The organism is Drancourtella sp. An12 (assembly GCF_002160935.1).
GTDB classification, from domain to species: domain Bacteria; phylum Bacillota; class Clostridia; order Lachnospirales; family Lachnospiraceae; genus Sellimonas; species Sellimonas catena.
The window spans coordinates 1-14,928 of the sequence record NZ_NFLO01000023.1 but is presented as its reverse complement, the minus strand read 5'-3'; the positions used below and the strand labels follow the sequence as shown (position 1 = coordinate 14,928).

Here is a 14,928-nt window from a genome sequence, read left to right as displayed (position 1 = left end):
TATATTAACATCGAAATTAATTTTAACATAACGAAAAGGAGCGCATACACTGCACTCCTCTTCCCTCCGATCAGTCTTCTTGTTTCTCCCGATTGTAGTAACAGGTATCCGTGTCCTCGTCGTAGTCACACTGTTCTACCCTCGGGCAGTAGGCACACAGCATGAGGCGATTCCCGCAGTATGGGCAGAAGGCCTTGTATCCGTCCCTTGCGATGTCCCACTGCAGAGTGACCTCTGTCTCGCAATGCGGACACCACTCGGTGACTTCTTCCGTGTGTTCCCCCAGCTCCTTTTCCGGTTCTGCCTTCAGGTCTTTGCCAAACAGGCCTGCCAGCTCTTCCACAGCGTCCAGGATATTCAGGATCCCGTCTGGTATTTCATCAGTACAGGACGGCGTAAGCACTGCGACCTGTTCTTCCAGCCAGCTTTTCTGCTCCTGTAATGCTGCCGGATCCAGGCTGTCCACCAGGGCTTTGCAGGCATCCACAACAGCATCCTTTTGGAGGAGAACACAAGCGTCCTCCTGGTTAGAGGCGTCCTCCGGCTCCGCACCGTATCCAAAGGCTGCGCCAAACCAATGCACGATGTCGAGGGTGTTGGTCATGGCCGGAAATCCATGCCACGGGCGGAGAAGATAAAAACCTCCCGCATCCCGGTCAGCAACAACCTGCTCCTGATTTCTATATTCCCCTCTTAAGCGTTCCGCATTTTCCTTTGTGTAATAAATTGTCACATCACTCCGGTAGTCCCGGAAGACTTCCAGGATGACAGAAAATGTCTCGTCCCAGTCCTTCCCAAGATATCCCGGAATGGCAAGGGAACGGTTGTGGGCAAGACGGCAGATGGCTTCCAAAGCTGCTCTCAGTGTCTCTGTATCTCTCGCGAACACTGCTGCCAGCCAGTTTCCGTTTTTCGCTTCGAAGAGATAAAACGGGAGTTTTGCCTCCTCTGCCGCCTCCTGGATACTCTGGATCATGACCGGATCCACCAGGAGATCCCGCACCTGCTTTCCAACGCTTCCGGAAAAGATCTGTTCTTTCCTGCCCCGGAATACCAGGATACTCTCCTTTGCTGTGATGATGTTTCCAACTGTTTCTCTGATCATTTTGTGTTCCTCCTGTGTTCTTAAAACTTCAGTTTTAATATGCCATTTCCGGCAGCAAAAGATTTCCAATCACTCTGCAAAAGAAAATTCCAATTATATGTTATACGGAATCCTTCGGAATGCCGAGTTTTTCCAGCGATTCCAGACTCCGCTTTTCCCGCAGGTGTTCCGTATGATATACAGCCCCATTATATCGCAGTTCCGGGCTGGATGCCATCCTGCTGCACACAAAAAAAGACACCGCACATGACGATGTCTCTTTCCCGATCAGTCTGTGAACTTCTGATCCCCAAAGCATACGGTTGGGATGCTCTGGATTTCGTACTCAAAGTCCAGGGATTTCTGGTATTCCCGGAGGATCTTCCGGATGCCGTCTTCCGAACACTCCTGCTCCTCCCAGAAACCGTTAGCAATCTCCTGCAGCTGTTCCCGGATCTGTGTTGCTTCCGGTGCATCATACATGGTCAAAGTGACCTTGTATGCTTCTGCCCAGCCGTCGTTAAACAGGCAGTCGTTAAAAATCAGCTCGATCCTGGATTTCTTCTTTTCGATGCCAAATTCGCCGCCGTGTTCACCGTGGTAGAGGATGCCCGCTATGCTTGTGGCCTCTGCTTCGGTGCCGTCATCATACAGCAAAAATACAATCGGCCCATTTTCGGTTTTGTAATATTCCTTCGCAGCCTCCAGATTGATCTTTTTCATTCCTGACCAGCTATACATTTGTTGTTACCTCCTATGTTCTTGATATTTTCGTAAGAAATATGGCAGAACAACGAGAATTTTCTTATTCCCCGGCTGTTGCACCAACTGCAACGCCCTTATTTCAAGGCTATTTTGGTGGAAGTTTCGGGATCCAGTTTTCTTCCAGCGGACTCCGCTTCCCTTCCGGGATACAGTCTGCAAATGCGGAATTTTCCGCCAGCGCCATGTCGATGATCCAGAAGTCCTCCCCGTTCTGCATAATGTCGATGCTCCACTGTCCAGGCAGCTGGATGTCCGGGAGGATCGCTTCTACTTCTGCTGCTACCCGTTCTTTGTGCTTGTGGTACCGTTCCATCAGTGTCCGCTCGTGCATCTGATAAATAACGTAATCGTGCTTCTGGTGGAGGCTGTCGGAATCTTCCGAATGGCCAAACCGGTGCTTCATCGTGTCTGGGTCCCAGTACGGGACAATCCCCAGCACCTCGTCCGCATCGCAATCCACAAATACCCGATATTCTGTATGGAGCGGCAGTCCTTTGTAGATGCAGGGATTTCCTTCCTTGTCCGGAATAAACTCCCGGACTACCCATTCGTTGGTCGTGGACACGCCGTAAATACATGGCTGGGCCAGGGGTGACGCCATCTGCAGTGCCTGGTGATGAATAAACAGCAGGTATTCCCCCAGCTCTGCCACTTCCTTTGCACCGTGGACATGGGTATTGCGGAAGTCGAACTTGGAGGAGTAGGTGCCTGTCTTGACGAAATATTCCCGGTTCGGATCCAGACGGAACACCTTCTGGCAGTACCGGTCCACAACCTGCAGGGTTGCCGGCGTCAGGGTGCCGTAGTCCAGACGGGTCATCTGCAGCAGGGTCTCCGGGATCCGGGCGATGATGGTCTGGGGGATCCGGAAGAAACGGGTACCCATAACAGCACGTACCAGTGAAGGGAACCAGAAGCCCATGGAATTCGGATTAGTACCGATCATCCGGTACAGTACCGGGTCCACATCCAGGATATCCAGCCCCTGCCGGAACTGGTGGTAGAACGCCCGGTTCCCAGTTTCCTGGTAACGCTTCCAAAGACACAGCAGTTCCGGATAGCTGTCCTCCGGGATATCCCTGCAGCAGTACCGCCCGGTCAACTGGGGACGGTCCAGCTCTGGAAATGCCATCAGTTCTTCCCGTTCCACCGGCTGGCTTTCCGCTTCCGGTGCAAACACGGCAAGGTGTTCCCCGTCATATTCCAGGATCTGGTGGGTGCTCTCCAACAGTTCCTGGCCAATCCGGAAGATCAGATTCTCCGGAAGCCTGCTCTCTTTGGACATCTGGTCTTTTGCCTGCCGGGCGTTGACTTCAAAGAAGTTGTCGGACACCGTATCCAGTGCTTCCATCCGGTATGCCGCTTCGAACTCCTTCAGGGCTTCCGGTGTGATCTGCAGCAGGGCAGCAATCTCTTCAGGAGTCAGTGATGTTCCCGGTTTTTCTTTTTTGCTCTCTCCCAGCCAGTGTTTCCAATTCAATGTCATGATGACGCTCCTTTCTCCTCCTGATCCTCCCTCTGCTTTTCCAGTGCCTCTGCCATCTTTTCGGCACGCAAGCCGATGTTATTCATGGAGGTACGTCCGTCCCGCCATTCCCTTACAAAGACTTCCCGCCGTTCCGGTTCTCTGATGCAGGCCATGGCGGCCTCGTACCGTTTCCTGTCCCGCTCGTTCCCCAGGATAAAGGATTTCAGCGCCCGAATCACTGCAGGCTTTTTCGCTTCCAGCCCCTCGTCCGGCGTCCGCCCGAACTGCTCCTGATACCACACTTTCGGGTCAGAAAACAAAAGCACCGGGACGTCCCCACTGCCCGTCCCTGACAGGTTCTCTGCGCCGTAGGCCGGTCCCAGACAGAACACGGCAAGAGCAGCGGTCTCCTGGTCTTCTGCCCGGAAGGTATAAGGGTCGCTGGGGTTAATGAGGTTATATAAGAATTCCGTTGTGTTGTCCATAAAAAAAGCTCCTTTCCGTTTTGAGAACAGCATACAAGGTTCTCCGGGAGACCTTATTTTTGCATACGAAAAAGGAGGATTGCTCCTCCTTTCTTTTTCTGACTGCTCTCCACACTGTTACCAGTGGGAGGTTCCCAAAACATAATCACATCACTTAGGCAATGCCTTTTCAGGAATTGGCAGGTCCTTTGGAAGCCACCGTTTCCCTTGCGAAAAGACATTCCTTTTGTTATAGTTTTCTGTTTTTATCAGGAATTGTTTTTTTGCCAAGGCGCCTGTTGGCACCATTTGCGGCATCGGACTCAGCCGGGCCCGGAGTCCCATTTATTTATGCAGCCTGGAACCCAAAACTGCGTGGTATTTTTGTTTTCGTGTTACGGATTTGTTCGATGCAGGCATCGTGGTTTTTAACAAATTGATCATATGTTTTTATACAACGCTCACGGTCTGCGTGAGCCAGGTCTTTGGCGCTATTGCTTAAAAGGAAAGCGGAATATAAGTCTCTCTGAACCCACCGGCCATTTATGATGTTGTGGCGTCTGGAGAGTTTTTTCTTTGTATAGGTATCCGTTACATGGTTGTACTGGCTGGCCCGGAAGGAGTTGGTATCTACTTCCAGATACCTGCCGCCCATGGCTATCAGTTTTCGTTTTAAAATACTGCAGAACTTGGCAGGTGCCCGTGTCTGCAGGCTTTTGCCAAACCGCTTCCTCCTGGTATGTTTCCCGTTTTCCTTAACTACTGACTTTTTTGCCCTCTTTTGCAGAGCTTTGAAATTTATCTTCTCCACATACAACGTATCGCATTGACTTATGATCCGGTTTGCCATCTTCTCCTGCCACTGCTTCAGGGCTGCGGCCCGTTTCCGGCAGAGAGAGGCGTATTCCATCCGCATCCTGTGATAATGGCCGCTGTTGACCCACTTTTTCCGGCCTCTTTTTACTGTGCCATCAGGGTTATAGTTTTGCGGATTCATGGCCCTGCGAGATCGGTCCATTTTTCGAAGCAAGCGGCGCTGTTCTTTTTCCATGTTTTCGACGTTATCCCCGAGTACCGTGAGGATACATTCTCGTTCCGTTACCACAGCTGCTGTGGAAGTCCCGATATCCAAACCGGCGCTGCCGCTTCCAATGCTGTGTTTGTCAGGTACTGTTCCTTCCAGGACTAACTGAACATAATAATGCCAGGAAGAACCGAGGGGTTTACGCACAATACGACAATATTTTACTCGATGCTTAAGTGCCTCTGTTTCGTATTGCCGGGCAGCGGATCCGTCCCTTTTATGGCGTGATACATGGATGGACCGGTTATTCATTTTTAATACGCCGCCCCGGAAAATAAACCCTGTACTGTTACTCTTTCCCTCCAGGGAAACAAACTCAGTATATTTTCGGAAATGCAGGTACTTCCCATTCCCATATAAGACCTTTTCAACCCCTTTCCAGACAGAAGAAGCGATCTTCTGTGCTACCTGGCTGTTGATATATTTCTTAAACTTATTCTGCTGTACCGCTACAAAGGAATGGAGACTGTATTCTGTCAGCCCATAGGAAGCAACGATAGCATTTAACTGTTTTGATACTGCATTTCGCCCCGCCCCATTTTGCAGGGAACGGTATTCTGCCAACAATTTCCGGTAGGTCTTGTCTTGCCGAAGGGAAGCAATCTGTCTGCGGCAATGCCGGACTATAGTATTATAGATTCTGCAGCCTATAGAAAAACACTTTTCCAGGTGTGCGTTATCTGCCGACGAAGTCTTTAATTTTAACTCAAGTACAAAACTATCTGTTTTACTACGTGACATTTTACTACTCCTTCTGTGACTCAATGTATGCCTTTACCGTTTCCAGCGAAACTGATCCGACCGTTGCAATAAATGCGCTCCTGGTCCATATACTGGGAAGGCGGTGCTCCAACGATGGATCAAACTCCCGCATGGGCGCAGCAGAATACCGTTTTAATGCCCGAACGCAATTCATGATACCGAAACGTGGGTTGCAGGATATTAGCAAATGGACATGATCCGGCATAACTTCCATCTCAATGATCTGGAAATCTTTTTGTTCTGCAATCTTTAAAAATAACGACTTCACTAGTTCCTCCAGCCCGTTTACGAGGATTTTTCTCCTGTACTTGGGACAGAATATGACATGGTATTTACAGTCATAAACCAGGTGTGGTGTCCTATAATATTTTGCCATAAGATAATCTCCATTAGATTTATATTATAATTCTATTATAGTGCAAAATATAGAAAAATGCAAACAAATGTTCGGTCTTTTGCTTTTCCCAATTTTGCTTTTTCACTCAGTTTTTTTGTTATGGATACGCTTTCATCTGCACACTGTTACCAGTGGCAGCTTTCCCGCTTGGTTATTGTAATCTTGTCAGGAAAACTTTCACAATATTCACTGGGTTTGGCGAAGGAGGAACAAATACATGGACAAAATCTTTGAGAATACTCTTTCCGGTTTGCTGGAAGCAATGGAGATTCAAGAAGGACAAGTGCCTTTGGAATCCCAACAGTATATGCCTGCACCTACCTTCCGGGCTGTAGACCAGGAGCTGGCATGAGAATACTCCCCTCTTCTTCTTGTAAACCTGCCTTCAAGCAGAACAGCCCGGCAGCCTGCTTGAGGGTTTGGCTCCCTGCGGATTGGCACTACTCACAAACGCAGCTTTTAATTGTATGAATTGTATGCAAAATTGCAAAAACGGAATCTGGTGCCGGATTGACGAAATCCACAGGAAGGAGGATTGCCCTCCCTCTTCCTGTGCATATCCAGAAAACCCAAACGGCATCTTTTTCAGGGAAAGGAAATTCCTGTCCTACCAGTACCGTTCCCAGTTCCAGCTCCGCTGCCCGTAGCAGTCCTGGCACAACCCGTATGGGTAGTTCCACCGCAGCACTTTCCCGCAATTCCGGCATCGTTTTGGTGTCAGGCCATGGGAAGACAATTCCTCCCGGATGGCTTCGGAAAGGCCGGCCTTGTATTCCAGGACCGGTTCTACCGCATCCAGGTGGCCAAACCGGACGGCGAAGGCATAGCACATATCACAGAGCCTGTGCCGGGATTCCAGGATGTCCAGTTTCCTGCTTGCCTGGACTGGCCAGGTCTTGCAGTAAGGCTCCCACTGGAACGGTTCTCCTGCCAGTTCCCGTTTGACCAGCTGAAGCCACACGCCCTGCTCCTCACTGCCCGGGCGCACCGGAATGGTAACGCATCGGTACACGAATTCCTTGTCTTCTGTCAGCGGCTCCACTAGGGAAGCCAGGGCTTTCAGGTCTTCCGTATCCGCCTGCCGGTACCCTTCCACGGCGGACAGCTGTTCCCACTCGGACAGGATCTCCGTAAACGTCCCTTCCAGTCCCAGGAGGGAAGAAGGGAATCCGATCATGGCAGTCTCCACAGGGTGTGCCGGCTTCCCGTACAGTTCCTGCACCTCCCGTTCCCGACCCTCTGCCGTATAGAATCCCTGTTCCACAATCCCCTTTCGTCCGGCACGGCCTGCGATCTGCCGCACTTCTTCCGGACGTAGCCTCCGCCGCCGCTTTCCGTCGAATTTTTCCAGTTCCAGGAACACTACCCGCCGGATGGGCAGGTTCAAGCCCATGCCGATGGCGTCCGTTGCCACCACCACGTCCGTTTCGCCTTCCGCAAATTTCCGTGCTTCGGACTGCCGGACATCGTAGGGCAGGTTGCCGTACAGGATACTGCATTTCACACCCCGGCTGCGCAGCTCGTAGGCGACGGCATGGACATTCCGCTTGCTGAACACAATCAGGGCATCCCCTTTTTTCACCGACTTCGGGAAACGGAACGGTTCCGGATCCAGGGCAAGGCCGGTACTCCGTTTGTGCCGGATGATCTCGTAAGCATCCCCGCACTCCTCAATGAGCTTGCGGATCCGTCCTTCTGCTTCCGGTGCCAGGCAGACATGGATCTCCGGCGCACGTAGGCCTAGGATGGCTGCTGTCCAGGCACCGCCCCGGTCCGGGTCCCCCAGCATCTGGGCTTCGTCGATGACCGCAATGCGGTAAAAGGCATTCGGGTTCATCATTTCCACTGTGGAGGCCTGAATCGTGGCACCTTCCACCAGCTTCTGCTCCTCCCCTGTCACTAGGCTTGCAGGATACCCGTCCCGGTTCAGGGCTTCGAACTGCTCAAAGGCCAGGAGCCGCAGCGGTGCAAGGTAGATGCCCTCACCGGCCTTGCGGAGTGCTTCCATGGCCGAATAGGTCTTCCCGGAATTGGTCGGACCGATATGCAGGACAAACTTCCGGTGCATGGCCTTTGCCCCCGGGTACAGATCCGGGTAGCGCTCCGGCATGGCAGTCAAGAGGTCATTTTTCAGCCGGTTCCGTTTTTCTTCCCGCTCCAACTTCTCCTTAAGGAGACACTTGTAACCCGGATTTTCTTTCAAGCAGGACAGGATCCAGGACTCGTCAACTTCTTCGTATTCAATCTCGTTGTTGTAAAATTCAACCGCCATATCCAAAAGATCATCTTTCATGTCCTTCAAAAGTTCTTCTGTAAAGCCAAACTGTTCCCTGACAAACGACAACAGGAAATCCACGGCAGGGATATCTCCATCAGCATTCCAGACCTCTGCAAAGATTCCCTGGGCACGGAATGGGTGCTTCAAAAGTCTCAGGAATTCTTCCAGATTTTCCGACGTCACTGGAACATCATCGTATCCGTACTCAAACTCATATATAAAAAAGGAATCTCCCGGCAACAGGTATCCTTTGTCATCAAAGAAGCTATCGCCCCATATCATCCACAGCCCATAGCTGCGCAGCCACGTTCCTACAGCCTCTTTCAATTGCTCAAGGATCTCCTCCCGGTGTTCCAGAAGGAATGCCTCCACAGCATTCAGGTTTCGGGCCTGAATGGATTGGTTGTGAAGCTTCACCTGGTTCCAGCCCTCTGCCAGGCCCTTATTCCACTGCTGCCGTTTCGCCGTTTCCACAAGCCCGCCCAGCAGCTGATCTTTCTTCTTGTTTTCCTCTTCCACTGCTTCCAGGATCTTTTCCGCACAGGCCGCCAGGTACTCTTCTGACTTCCGGATCTGTCTCCGCTTCGTCCGGTTCTTTTTTCCCGGATAATCTTTTTGGAATTGCTGTTCCAGCCGCTCCTGTTCTTTGCTCCGGATGGTGTCCAGGTGCCGATTCCAGGCATCCTCTGTCTGGGCTTTCCCAAATTCCAGGGTAAGCCTCCCTTCTTCCCGCTGCTGCCCAAACCAGGTTCCCCAGTCTTCTTTCGCGATCCAGTCGTCATCGTTCCTGGTTTCCAGAAATGCCCTGGCCAGTTTCTTGGAATCCGTTAAGTTGTCGTTAAAGAAAAATTGTGCTTTCACGATTTTTCCTCCTTGTTTCCTGTTGGTATCACGTCCAGGTATGCCCGATGCCCATTTCCTTCCCGGTCCAGGGCAAAGAAGCATGGCGTCTTATTTCCCTGCAGAACCTGGCTAATCTCATAGCACCATCCCCATGGTGCTTTTACCATCGTCTGTCCTGCCTGGTTTTCGTATAGTTCCCATCCCTGCGGGACTTCTGCCACCAAGCGGTCGCTGCAGACAGCCTGGGGATGCGGTTCCCCAAAAGTGTAGACGTTCCGTTTCTCCGCTGCCGGAACGCCGTAATTTCTGTAAATTGTCATCGTTGTCATACAAACACTCCTTTCCGGCGGTGCCGTTCTCGTTCTTCTGGTTCCAGCATACCAAATCCCATGGAACGCCGTATTTTTGCATACGAAAAAAGGAGGATTGCTCCTCCTTCCTTAAATGCCGCATTCTTATTCCTGCCCGCAGCCGGAACTGTCTGACGGCAGCTTCCGCACCAGATCCACACCGTAGATCACGTTCAGGCTGCTGCCGTTGTCCCAGCTGACCAGGAGGGATCCGGTATCATCGACGCCCCTCACGGTTCCTTTCGTCCCCATTGGCGGTGCCTGCGGGTCCCCCATTCGGACCAGTTCAATGCGGGTGCCGCTAGGATAGTTCCTGCGGAGCTGTTCAATTGTTTCTCTGCTTGGAATATTCATCTTCTTCCTCCTCCCATAGCTTCTTCATCGCTTGCAGCAGTTCCACTAGCCGGTCAATGGATTCCTTCGTGCAGAAGTGAAGCTGCGCATACTGACGTTTCAGATCCTCGTCCAGGATGTACAAATCGTATCCGGATCCGAGACTGCTCTTGACGCCAATGGCCTGCTTATCGGCAGGGCTTATTCCCAGCATGATGGGATACTGCCGATTTTTCGCCATGTTCATCCCTCCCCACGGTAATGGATTGCCCTATGTAAGTAGCAACCTGTTCGTTGATATTCTCCGGATACAATGCCTTGTAGGCGTTCCCCTCAATGACCACCTTCCGGATGGTCCGGTTCTCGTCCAGATACACGGCTCCCACGGTGCATCCCGGAAGCCGAATCGGAAGGATACCGTCGGCAAATTCCAGTTTCGAAGCAATCATATAATGACGCAGCGGCATCCAGCTCCCATCCCGGAACTGATCCAAAAACTTCGTCAGCTCACAGACATATTCATCACGGACGGGCAGGTCTCCCATCCGCCTTTTTCTTAACTCCATCGAAGTTCCTCCTTTCCCGGCTTTTCCGTCCGGCTCTGCTTTCAGGATACCAGAAGCGCCCAATCCCTGCTATTTTGCATACGAAAAAAGGAAGCGGCTCTGCCACTTCCCTCTCTCATTAATACAACGCATCCGGTTCTGCCAGAGTGCTTCCGCACACCGGGCAGTCCCCTTCTTCTCCGCATAAGGAAACGATCTTCCGGCATTTCGGGCACCAGCCCCATTCCAGATCCCGGAACTGTTCCTCAATGAGGGTCTCCGGGCACTGCCAGTCCAGCAGGTCGAAACAGGCCCTAGCCAGTTCCTCCTGGTGGTTGCAAAGCCTCCTGATCTCATCACCGGTGTAAACCGTATCGGAGAGTTCCGGCACGTAGCACGGCTGGTCCGGGTGCAGGAGGAACGCCTCCTCATCCTTGAAGACCCAGCCCTGCCGATACCAGTCCCGTTCGATCCTGGTCTTTCCGGTCTTTGGGTCTTTTGTGATCTGTCCGATCTGTACACAGCCCTCCATTTACGCCACCTCCTCAGATGCCAGTCCCAGGGCCGGCAGAGTCGGTTTGGCCGTGCCGAGGAAGTAGTCTCCCCGTGCCAGGGTCTCCTGATATCCGGCTTCGCCTTCGAATTCCCGGATGACCTGCTGTTCTTCCGGGTCCATGTCCCAGTACTGTTTCTTTCCGTAGGACGGCGGCAGCCAGCCTTTCTGCTGGGATCCGAAGATGTTCAGCTTTTTCAGGGCATCCAGGTCTGTAAATTCCAAGTGGCAGGTGCCTTTCTTATAAAAGGTGACGGTAAAGTATGCCATCGCAACCTTTTTTGTCTGCCCGGTCTGCTCTGCTTCCTCCAGTGCACTGGAGACAGTGTTTGTCTCCTCCCGTCCGCACAGGTAGTTCAGGGCTTTTTCCATGTCCCGCAGCTTTCCTGAGACTTTATACATCGTTGGACGGTACGTTTTAAAGATGGAATCCCATGCCTGCATCCATGGAAGGATCACTTTTTTGTTGATGATCCAGCTTTTGTTGGTTTTCCAGCCATTATAGTAGTGGATGTTTTTGCTCAAGTCATTGTCGTAGGAATGCTGGTAAGACAGCTCATCGAAGAGTTTCACAACACATTCCTCAATTCCCTTGACCAGGTTTCGGCTCATTTCTTCCTGCAGGGTTTTGATATTGTAGTAAGAGAAATCGTAGCCTGACAGTTCTTCTACCTTCCCCCGGTATTCCTCCAACTGATTGGTCGTCATGTTCCCGACAATCAGTGGGTTCTGGAATAAGGCTGTCCAGTATTTTTTCCGGACTACTCGAACAAACTCATTGATTTCCAGGTTTTGTCCCAGTATCTTCATTTCCAGGATCGGCATATTATAAGCACAATCCTTTACGTCTTGCATTAGATACGGCTGCATGGCTTCATATTCCCGGATCAGCTGAATCCCGGCTTCCACTTCCAGCTCGTACTGCCGGACAATGGCTTCCACCTGGTCCGCTACCGCCGGGGAACAGTCCTCCGGGGCAGCCTGGATCCTTGCATAGTGTTTGGCACGCAGCTCCGAAAAGATCCGGGATTCCTTCTGCACTTTTGGGATCTCCATTTTTACCACCGCAATCTCTACATGGGTCTTCCGCTCTGCCTGGACAAATTCTTCCGTAAGGTAGGTAATGGAAGCCCCCTCCAAACGCTGAAGCAGCTCCTTCCGCCGATTGGTGTACGGGTTGCGGATAGTTTCCGCATTCAGGATGCAGATGACATATCCCCCGTTTTTCTGCAGCTCTAACGCTTTCAGAAGATGTTCGTCCCCGTTGGAAAAAGGCGGGTTCATGACAATGAGGTCATACCGCTTCCCGGTGTGGAATGTCAGGAAATCATCGTGGATGACCGGGAAGCCCTCTCCCTTCAGGATGTGGGCGAGGGTCGGGTCTTTCTCAATGCAGTCGATGTCCGGACCTCCGTAGCAGGATTTCTTGTACTGCTCACGGATGTAGGACGCCATGTCCCCTTCCCCGGCAGAGGGTTCCAGGACGGTTTCCACCTTCCGCCAGTCCACGCCCTCAAAGATTTTGTCCAGTAAGGTTTTTGGTGTTGGGTAAAATTCGTTGTTCATGTTTGTTTCCTCCTATTTTTTCTGTTTTCCAACCCCAATATGGCATCCCGCCGGGTTTTCCATTCCCTCGGCCGACACCGGTGTCTGCGCCAGACCGGATCCAATATTGTCTGAATTGCAGGCAAAATTAAGAAAACGGAACCTGGTGCCGGATATGCAAACGCTTCACGGCGGATATCGTTTTTCTGAAATTCTTCCATATTTCTCACGAAAAAATAAGAAGATGATAGGAGGAAACAAACATGTACAATTGGGAAGGCTACAAGATTTACAAACTGTATGGAGGCATGACAGGGGAATTTGAGGTACTGAAAACGACCGCCCCAAGGGAAGTTGTCATTGAGTACATCATTGCCGCATCAGACCAGCTTCTTCCGGACGATGACCCGGATCTTTTCTTTGAGCAGAAAGGGTACAAGGCGGAATTCCTCTGGTGCCAGGAAGATGACCTGGACGAGGAGATTGTGGACAAGGTAGTGGACGAAGAAATCGACACCTACGATTACATCCGCTGCTACACGCTGATCCCGGTGGAAGAAGTGGAAGCCCACCTGGAAGACTACCTGGAACTTGCTGCCAGGGAGGACGTCATCATCACACGGGAAAGCAAGCGCATTGCCCGGCTCACCAGACCGGAGCCTTATGTATAAGCCGCAGGCCAATTTTACAGACAAAAAAAAGGGTGCAAAAGCGCATCCTTTTTTCTCTGTCCGGCGCATAGCCTAGAAGCCTGATTCTTCCAAAATCCCCCAGTGGCCTTTCTTCTCCCGGAACCGTTCCAGCAGCTCTTTTGCCGTCAGGTCCACATCCGGCTTCTGAGATGTCTGTTCGAATCCCACCAGTTCCAGCCACGGCACGTCTGCATCGGTGCCTTCGTACTTCTCTTCCGGCAGCCCCACCTCATGCGGGTAAAAGTACTCCCCGCTGTCACAGCAACTGCGGATCTCCCTTTGTTCTGCCTCCGTGAGGGTGCCTTTCACAATGCAGGTATTCCAGATCTTGTAATTGTCCGCATCCCGGTACAGGTACCCGATTTTCGTATTCCCCGGTATCCAGCCCGCTTCCGCAAATTTCTGGAGGGCAAAGCTCTTTGGTTCTTCTCCCGTCTCCTGCAGCTCTTTCGCCCACTCCTGGATAAAAGTTTTCAGCTGCGCCTTCTCCGCCTCCCTGAACCGGTACTGTTTGGACAGTGCCCCGAAGCAAATGCAAAGTTCCACCTTGCAATCCCGTCTGTTCATAATTGTTTCCTCCTGTATTCGAATATTTTCACCCACAATATCCAACATTCGTCCCGGTTTCGTTCCAGGGCCGGAACCTGTCCTGCGTTCCATCCGTTTTCGTTCCAGGCCCGGAACTGCCATATTGTGGGAAAACAGAAAGGAGGGATACGATGGCTGCGATCATGATCTTATTGCTTCTGGCATTCATGTCCATCTTTATTATCCTGGAGCTGGTAGGCAGGTGGCAGGTTTATCGGAAGATGGGCATTGCGCCCTGGAAGTGCTTGATCCCTTACTACAGCACCTATGTAGCTTACCGTGCCGTATGGTCCGTCCAGTTCTTCTGGGCGTGGCTGGTACTGGCGCTTCTGGATGGCTTCCTGCCAAGCCCCTTTGCGCTGGAGCTGCGGATTTTCGTCTGTCCTCATTGCCTTTGCCGTGTTGCTGTTACTGACCGTCTGCAACGTACTGTTCTGCTACCAGCTGTCCCGGGCCTTTGGGGAAGGGATTGCCTTCACCATCGGGCTGTTCCTGGTGCCGTGGATCTTTTACTTGATCCTGGGATTTTCGTTCCGGATGCAGTTCCACGGGAACCGCTGCCTGCAAGGCTAACAAGATAATGCTCCTGACAAAGATCAGGGGCATTTTTGCTTCTTCTCGCAAAACTTTTTTTCGTTCATACAAAAGAATTTTCGTGCCATATATTGTATTTTTCGTGCAAATGACATACAATATAATCACGAAAGGAGATGATTTCATGGCTGGATCTACAACGAACATTAGTATTCGCATGGACGCAGACCTCAAAGCACAGGCAGATGCATTATTCAACGAACTCGGAATGAACCTTTCTACAGCATTTAATATCTTTGTACGGCAGTCGCTCCGGGAGGGCCGGATTCCTTTTGACATTTCGTTAAACCAACCGAATAGTGAAACAATCGCCACCATGCTTGAGGCAGAAAGGATTGCGATTGCAAAAGACCCGTCTGTGAAAGGATACACAGACATTGATGAACTTTTTGCAGACCTGGAAAAATGAGAAAAACAAAGTATATTGTCAGGATATCGTGAATGCCATATTCTTCCTGTATATTACAGATAAACTGACCATCCCTCACGGTCAATCTGACCACCTTCCACGGAGATTTAGATCACTGATCTCGAAGAGGGATAGTCGGCGATCAAAGTCATTCTTATAATAAGGATGGCACAC

General features: G+C 51.2%; 20 protein-coding genes. 3 read left to right on the top strand and 17 right to left on the bottom strand.

What is annotated here, in order from left to right; all coding sequences use genetic code 11:
• Positions 1–70: 70 nt before the first annotated feature.
• The 7 genes from B5E64_RS15305 to tnpA form a co-directional block, all read right to left on the bottom strand.
• Entirely contained in the window at positions 71–1,105 is a 1,035-nt protein-coding gene (locus B5E64_RS15305; protein WP_087169320.1) for a hypothetical protein, read from the bottom strand.
• A 100-nt stretch (positions 1,106–1,205) separates the two neighbouring features.
• Complete coding sequence (locus B5E64_RS17905; protein ID WP_162610206.1) at positions 1,206–1,346, bottom strand: hypothetical protein; 141 nt, start codon at positions 1,344–1,346, stop codon at positions 1,206–1,208.
• A 26-nt stretch (positions 1,347–1,372) separates the two neighbouring features.
• Positions 1,373–1,825: a hypothetical protein gene (locus tag B5E64_RS15300; protein ID WP_087169319.1), complete on the bottom strand. Its 453-nt coding sequence runs from the start codon at positions 1,823–1,825 to the stop codon at positions 1,373–1,375.
• A 109-nt stretch (positions 1,826–1,934) separates the two neighbouring features.
• Positions 1,935–3,335, bottom strand: coding sequence for a hypothetical protein (locus tag B5E64_RS15295; protein ID WP_204247076.1), 1,401 nt, complete (start codon positions 3,333–3,335; stop codon positions 1,935–1,937).
• Complete coding sequence (locus B5E64_RS15290) at positions 3,332–3,802, bottom strand: hypothetical protein (RefSeq protein WP_140398876.1); 471 nt, start codon at positions 3,800–3,802, stop codon at positions 3,332–3,334. The genes B5E64_RS15295 and B5E64_RS15290 overlap by 4 nt, the downstream gene beginning before the upstream one ends.
• 328 nt (positions 3,803–4,130) lie before the next feature.
• Positions 4,131–5,606 carry a transposase gene (locus B5E64_RS15285; protein WP_087169317.1) on the bottom strand — a complete coding sequence of 492 codons (1,476 nt, stop codon included), beginning with the start codon at positions 5,604–5,606 and terminating at the stop codon, positions 4,131–4,133.
• Positions 5,607–5,610: 4 nt separating this feature from the next.
• The gene (gene tnpA, locus B5E64_RS15280) at positions 5,611–6,003 is read right to left on the bottom strand and encodes an IS200/IS605 family transposase (protein WP_087169316.1); all 393 of its coding nucleotides are present in this window, start codon (positions 6,001–6,003) and stop codon (positions 5,611–5,613) included.
• A 238-nt stretch (positions 6,004–6,241) separates the two neighbouring features.
• Here tnpA and B5E64_RS18680 point away from each other — a divergent pair, with 238 nt between their 5' ends.
• Entirely contained in the window at positions 6,242–6,376 is a 135-nt protein-coding gene (locus B5E64_RS18680) for a hypothetical protein (protein WP_275532830.1), read from the top strand.
• A gap of 255 nt (positions 6,377–6,631) precedes the next feature.
• Here the strand turns inward: B5E64_RS18680 and B5E64_RS15275 are convergent, their stop codons facing one another.
• From B5E64_RS15275 to B5E64_RS15245, 7 genes are all read right to left on the bottom strand, one after another.
• Positions 6,632–9,163: a DEAD/DEAH box helicase gene (locus B5E64_RS15275; RefSeq protein ID WP_162610205.1), complete on the bottom strand. Its 2,532-nt coding sequence runs from the start codon at positions 9,161–9,163 to the stop codon at positions 6,632–6,634.
• A complete protein-coding gene (locus B5E64_RS17900) occupies positions 9,160–9,474 on the bottom strand; it encodes a hypothetical protein (RefSeq protein WP_140398875.1) in 315 nt (104 codons plus the stop codon). Before B5E64_RS17900 ends, B5E64_RS15275 begins: the two co-directional genes overlap by 4 nt.
• Positions 9,475–9,600: 126 nt before the next feature.
• A complete protein-coding gene (locus B5E64_RS15265) occupies positions 9,601–9,849 on the bottom strand; it encodes a DUF4314 domain-containing protein (RefSeq protein WP_087169313.1) in 249 nt (82 codons plus the stop codon).
• Complete coding sequence (locus B5E64_RS15260) at positions 9,821–10,042, bottom strand: hypothetical protein (RefSeq protein WP_087169312.1); 222 nt, start codon at positions 10,040–10,042, stop codon at positions 9,821–9,823. Before B5E64_RS15260 ends, B5E64_RS15265 begins: the two co-directional genes overlap by 29 nt.
• On the bottom strand, positions 10,017–10,394 hold the full coding sequence (locus B5E64_RS15255; protein WP_140398874.1) for a hypothetical protein: 378 nt from the start codon (positions 10,392–10,394) through the stop codon (positions 10,017–10,019). Before B5E64_RS15255 ends, B5E64_RS15260 begins: the two co-directional genes overlap by 26 nt.
• A gap of 118 nt (positions 10,395–10,512) precedes the next feature.
• Positions 10,513–10,905 carry a hypothetical protein gene (locus B5E64_RS15250; protein ID WP_087169310.1) on the bottom strand — a complete coding sequence of 131 codons (393 nt, stop codon included), beginning with the start codon at positions 10,903–10,905 and terminating at the stop codon, positions 10,513–10,515.
• Entirely contained in the window at positions 10,906–12,492 is a 1,587-nt protein-coding gene (locus tag B5E64_RS15245) for a DUF4942 domain-containing protein (protein ID WP_087169309.1), read from the bottom strand.
• A 242-nt stretch (positions 12,493–12,734) separates the two neighbouring features.
• Between B5E64_RS15245 and B5E64_RS15235 the strand changes: the two genes are divergently transcribed.
• The gene (locus B5E64_RS15235; RefSeq protein WP_087169307.1) at positions 12,735–13,142 is read left to right on the top strand and encodes a hypothetical protein; all 408 of its coding nucleotides are present in this window, start codon (positions 12,735–12,737) and stop codon (positions 13,140–13,142) included.
• 72 nt (positions 13,143–13,214) lie between these two features.
• On the opposite strand, the gene B5E64_RS15230 is transcribed toward B5E64_RS15235, so the two are convergent.
• The 3 genes from B5E64_RS15230 to B5E64_RS18095 form a co-directional block, all read right to left on the bottom strand.
• Positions 13,215–13,730, bottom strand: a complete 516-nt coding sequence (locus tag B5E64_RS15230; RefSeq protein WP_087169306.1) for a hypothetical protein — start codon at positions 13,728–13,730, stop codon at positions 13,215–13,217.
• 170 nt (positions 13,731–13,900) lie between these two features.
• Positions 13,901–14,176 carry a hypothetical protein gene (locus B5E64_RS15225; RefSeq protein WP_087169305.1) on the bottom strand — a complete coding sequence of 92 codons (276 nt, stop codon included), beginning with the start codon at positions 14,174–14,176 and terminating at the stop codon, positions 13,901–13,903.
• Positions 14,160–14,396 (bottom strand): hypothetical protein, encoded by a 237-nt coding sequence (locus B5E64_RS18095; protein WP_162610204.1) that lies wholly within the window; start codon positions 14,394–14,396, stop codon positions 14,160–14,162. Before B5E64_RS18095 ends, B5E64_RS15225 begins: the two co-directional genes overlap by 17 nt.
• 73 nt (positions 14,397–14,469) lie before the next feature.
• Here B5E64_RS18095 and B5E64_RS15215 point away from each other — a divergent pair, with 73 nt between their 5' ends.
• Positions 14,470–14,754, top strand: coding sequence for a type II toxin-antitoxin system RelB/DinJ family antitoxin (locus B5E64_RS15215; protein WP_087169303.1), 285 nt, complete (start codon positions 14,470–14,472; stop codon positions 14,752–14,754).
• The last annotated feature ends 174 nt before the right edge of the window (positions 14,755–14,928 follow it).

What these genes read in the sequence shown, in the direction of transcription:
- B5E64_RS15290 (WP_140398876.1), bottom strand. Translation starts at nt 3,802, where the DNA reads ATGGACAACACAACGGAATTCTTATATAACCTCATTAACCCCAGCGAC.
- B5E64_RS15250 (WP_087169310.1), bottom strand. Translation starts at nt 10,905, where the DNA reads ATGGAGGGCTGTGTACAGATCGGACAGATCACAAAAGACCCAAAGACC.
- B5E64_RS15235 (WP_087169307.1), top strand. Translation starts at nt 12,735, where the DNA reads ATGTACAATTGGGAAGGCTACAAGATTTACAAACTGTATGGAGGCATG.
- B5E64_RS15255 (WP_140398874.1), bottom strand. Translation starts at nt 10,394, where the DNA reads ATGGAGTTAAGAAAAAGGCGGATGGGAGACCTGCCCGTCCGTGATGAA.
- B5E64_RS15305 (WP_087169320.1), bottom strand. Translation starts at nt 1,105, where the DNA reads ATGATCAGAGAAACAGTTGGAAACATCATCACAGCAAAGGAGAGTATC.
- B5E64_RS15285 (WP_087169317.1), bottom strand. Translation starts at nt 5,606, where the DNA reads ATGTCACGTAGTAAAACAGATAGTTTTGTACTTGAGTTAAAATTAAAG.
- B5E64_RS15265 (WP_087169313.1), bottom strand. Translation starts at nt 9,849, where the DNA reads ATGAATATTCCAAGCAGAGAAACAATTGAACAGCTCCGCAGGAACTAT.
- B5E64_RS15215 (WP_087169303.1), top strand. Translation starts at nt 14,470, where the DNA reads ATGGCTGGATCTACAACGAACATTAGTATTCGCATGGACGCAGACCTC.
- B5E64_RS15260 (WP_087169312.1), bottom strand. Translation starts at nt 10,042, where the DNA reads ATGCTGGGAATAAGCCCTGCCGATAAGCAGGCCATTGGCGTCAAGAGC.
- B5E64_RS15230 (WP_087169306.1), bottom strand. Translation starts at nt 13,730, where the DNA reads ATGAACAGACGGGATTGCAAGGTGGAACTTTGCATTTGCTTCGGGGCA.
- B5E64_RS15295 (WP_204247076.1), bottom strand. Translation starts at nt 3,335, where the DNA reads ATGACATTGAATTGGAAACACTGGCTGGGAGAGAGCAAAAAAGAAAAA.
- B5E64_RS15300 (WP_087169319.1), bottom strand. Translation starts at nt 1,825, where the DNA reads ATGTATAGCTGGTCAGGAATGAAAAAGATCAATCTGGAGGCTGCGAAG.
- B5E64_RS17900 (WP_140398875.1), bottom strand. Translation starts at nt 9,474, where the DNA reads ATGACAACGATGACAATTTACAGAAATTACGGCGTTCCGGCAGCGGAG.
- B5E64_RS18680 (WP_275532830.1), top strand. Translation starts at nt 6,242, where the DNA reads ATGGACAAAATCTTTGAGAATACTCTTTCCGGTTTGCTGGAAGCAATG.
- tnpA (WP_087169316.1), bottom strand. Translation starts at nt 6,003, where the DNA reads ATGGCAAAATATTATAGGACACCACACCTGGTTTATGACTGTAAATAC.
- B5E64_RS15245 (WP_087169309.1), bottom strand. Translation starts at nt 12,492, where the DNA reads ATGAACAACGAATTTTACCCAACACCAAAAACCTTACTGGACAAAATC.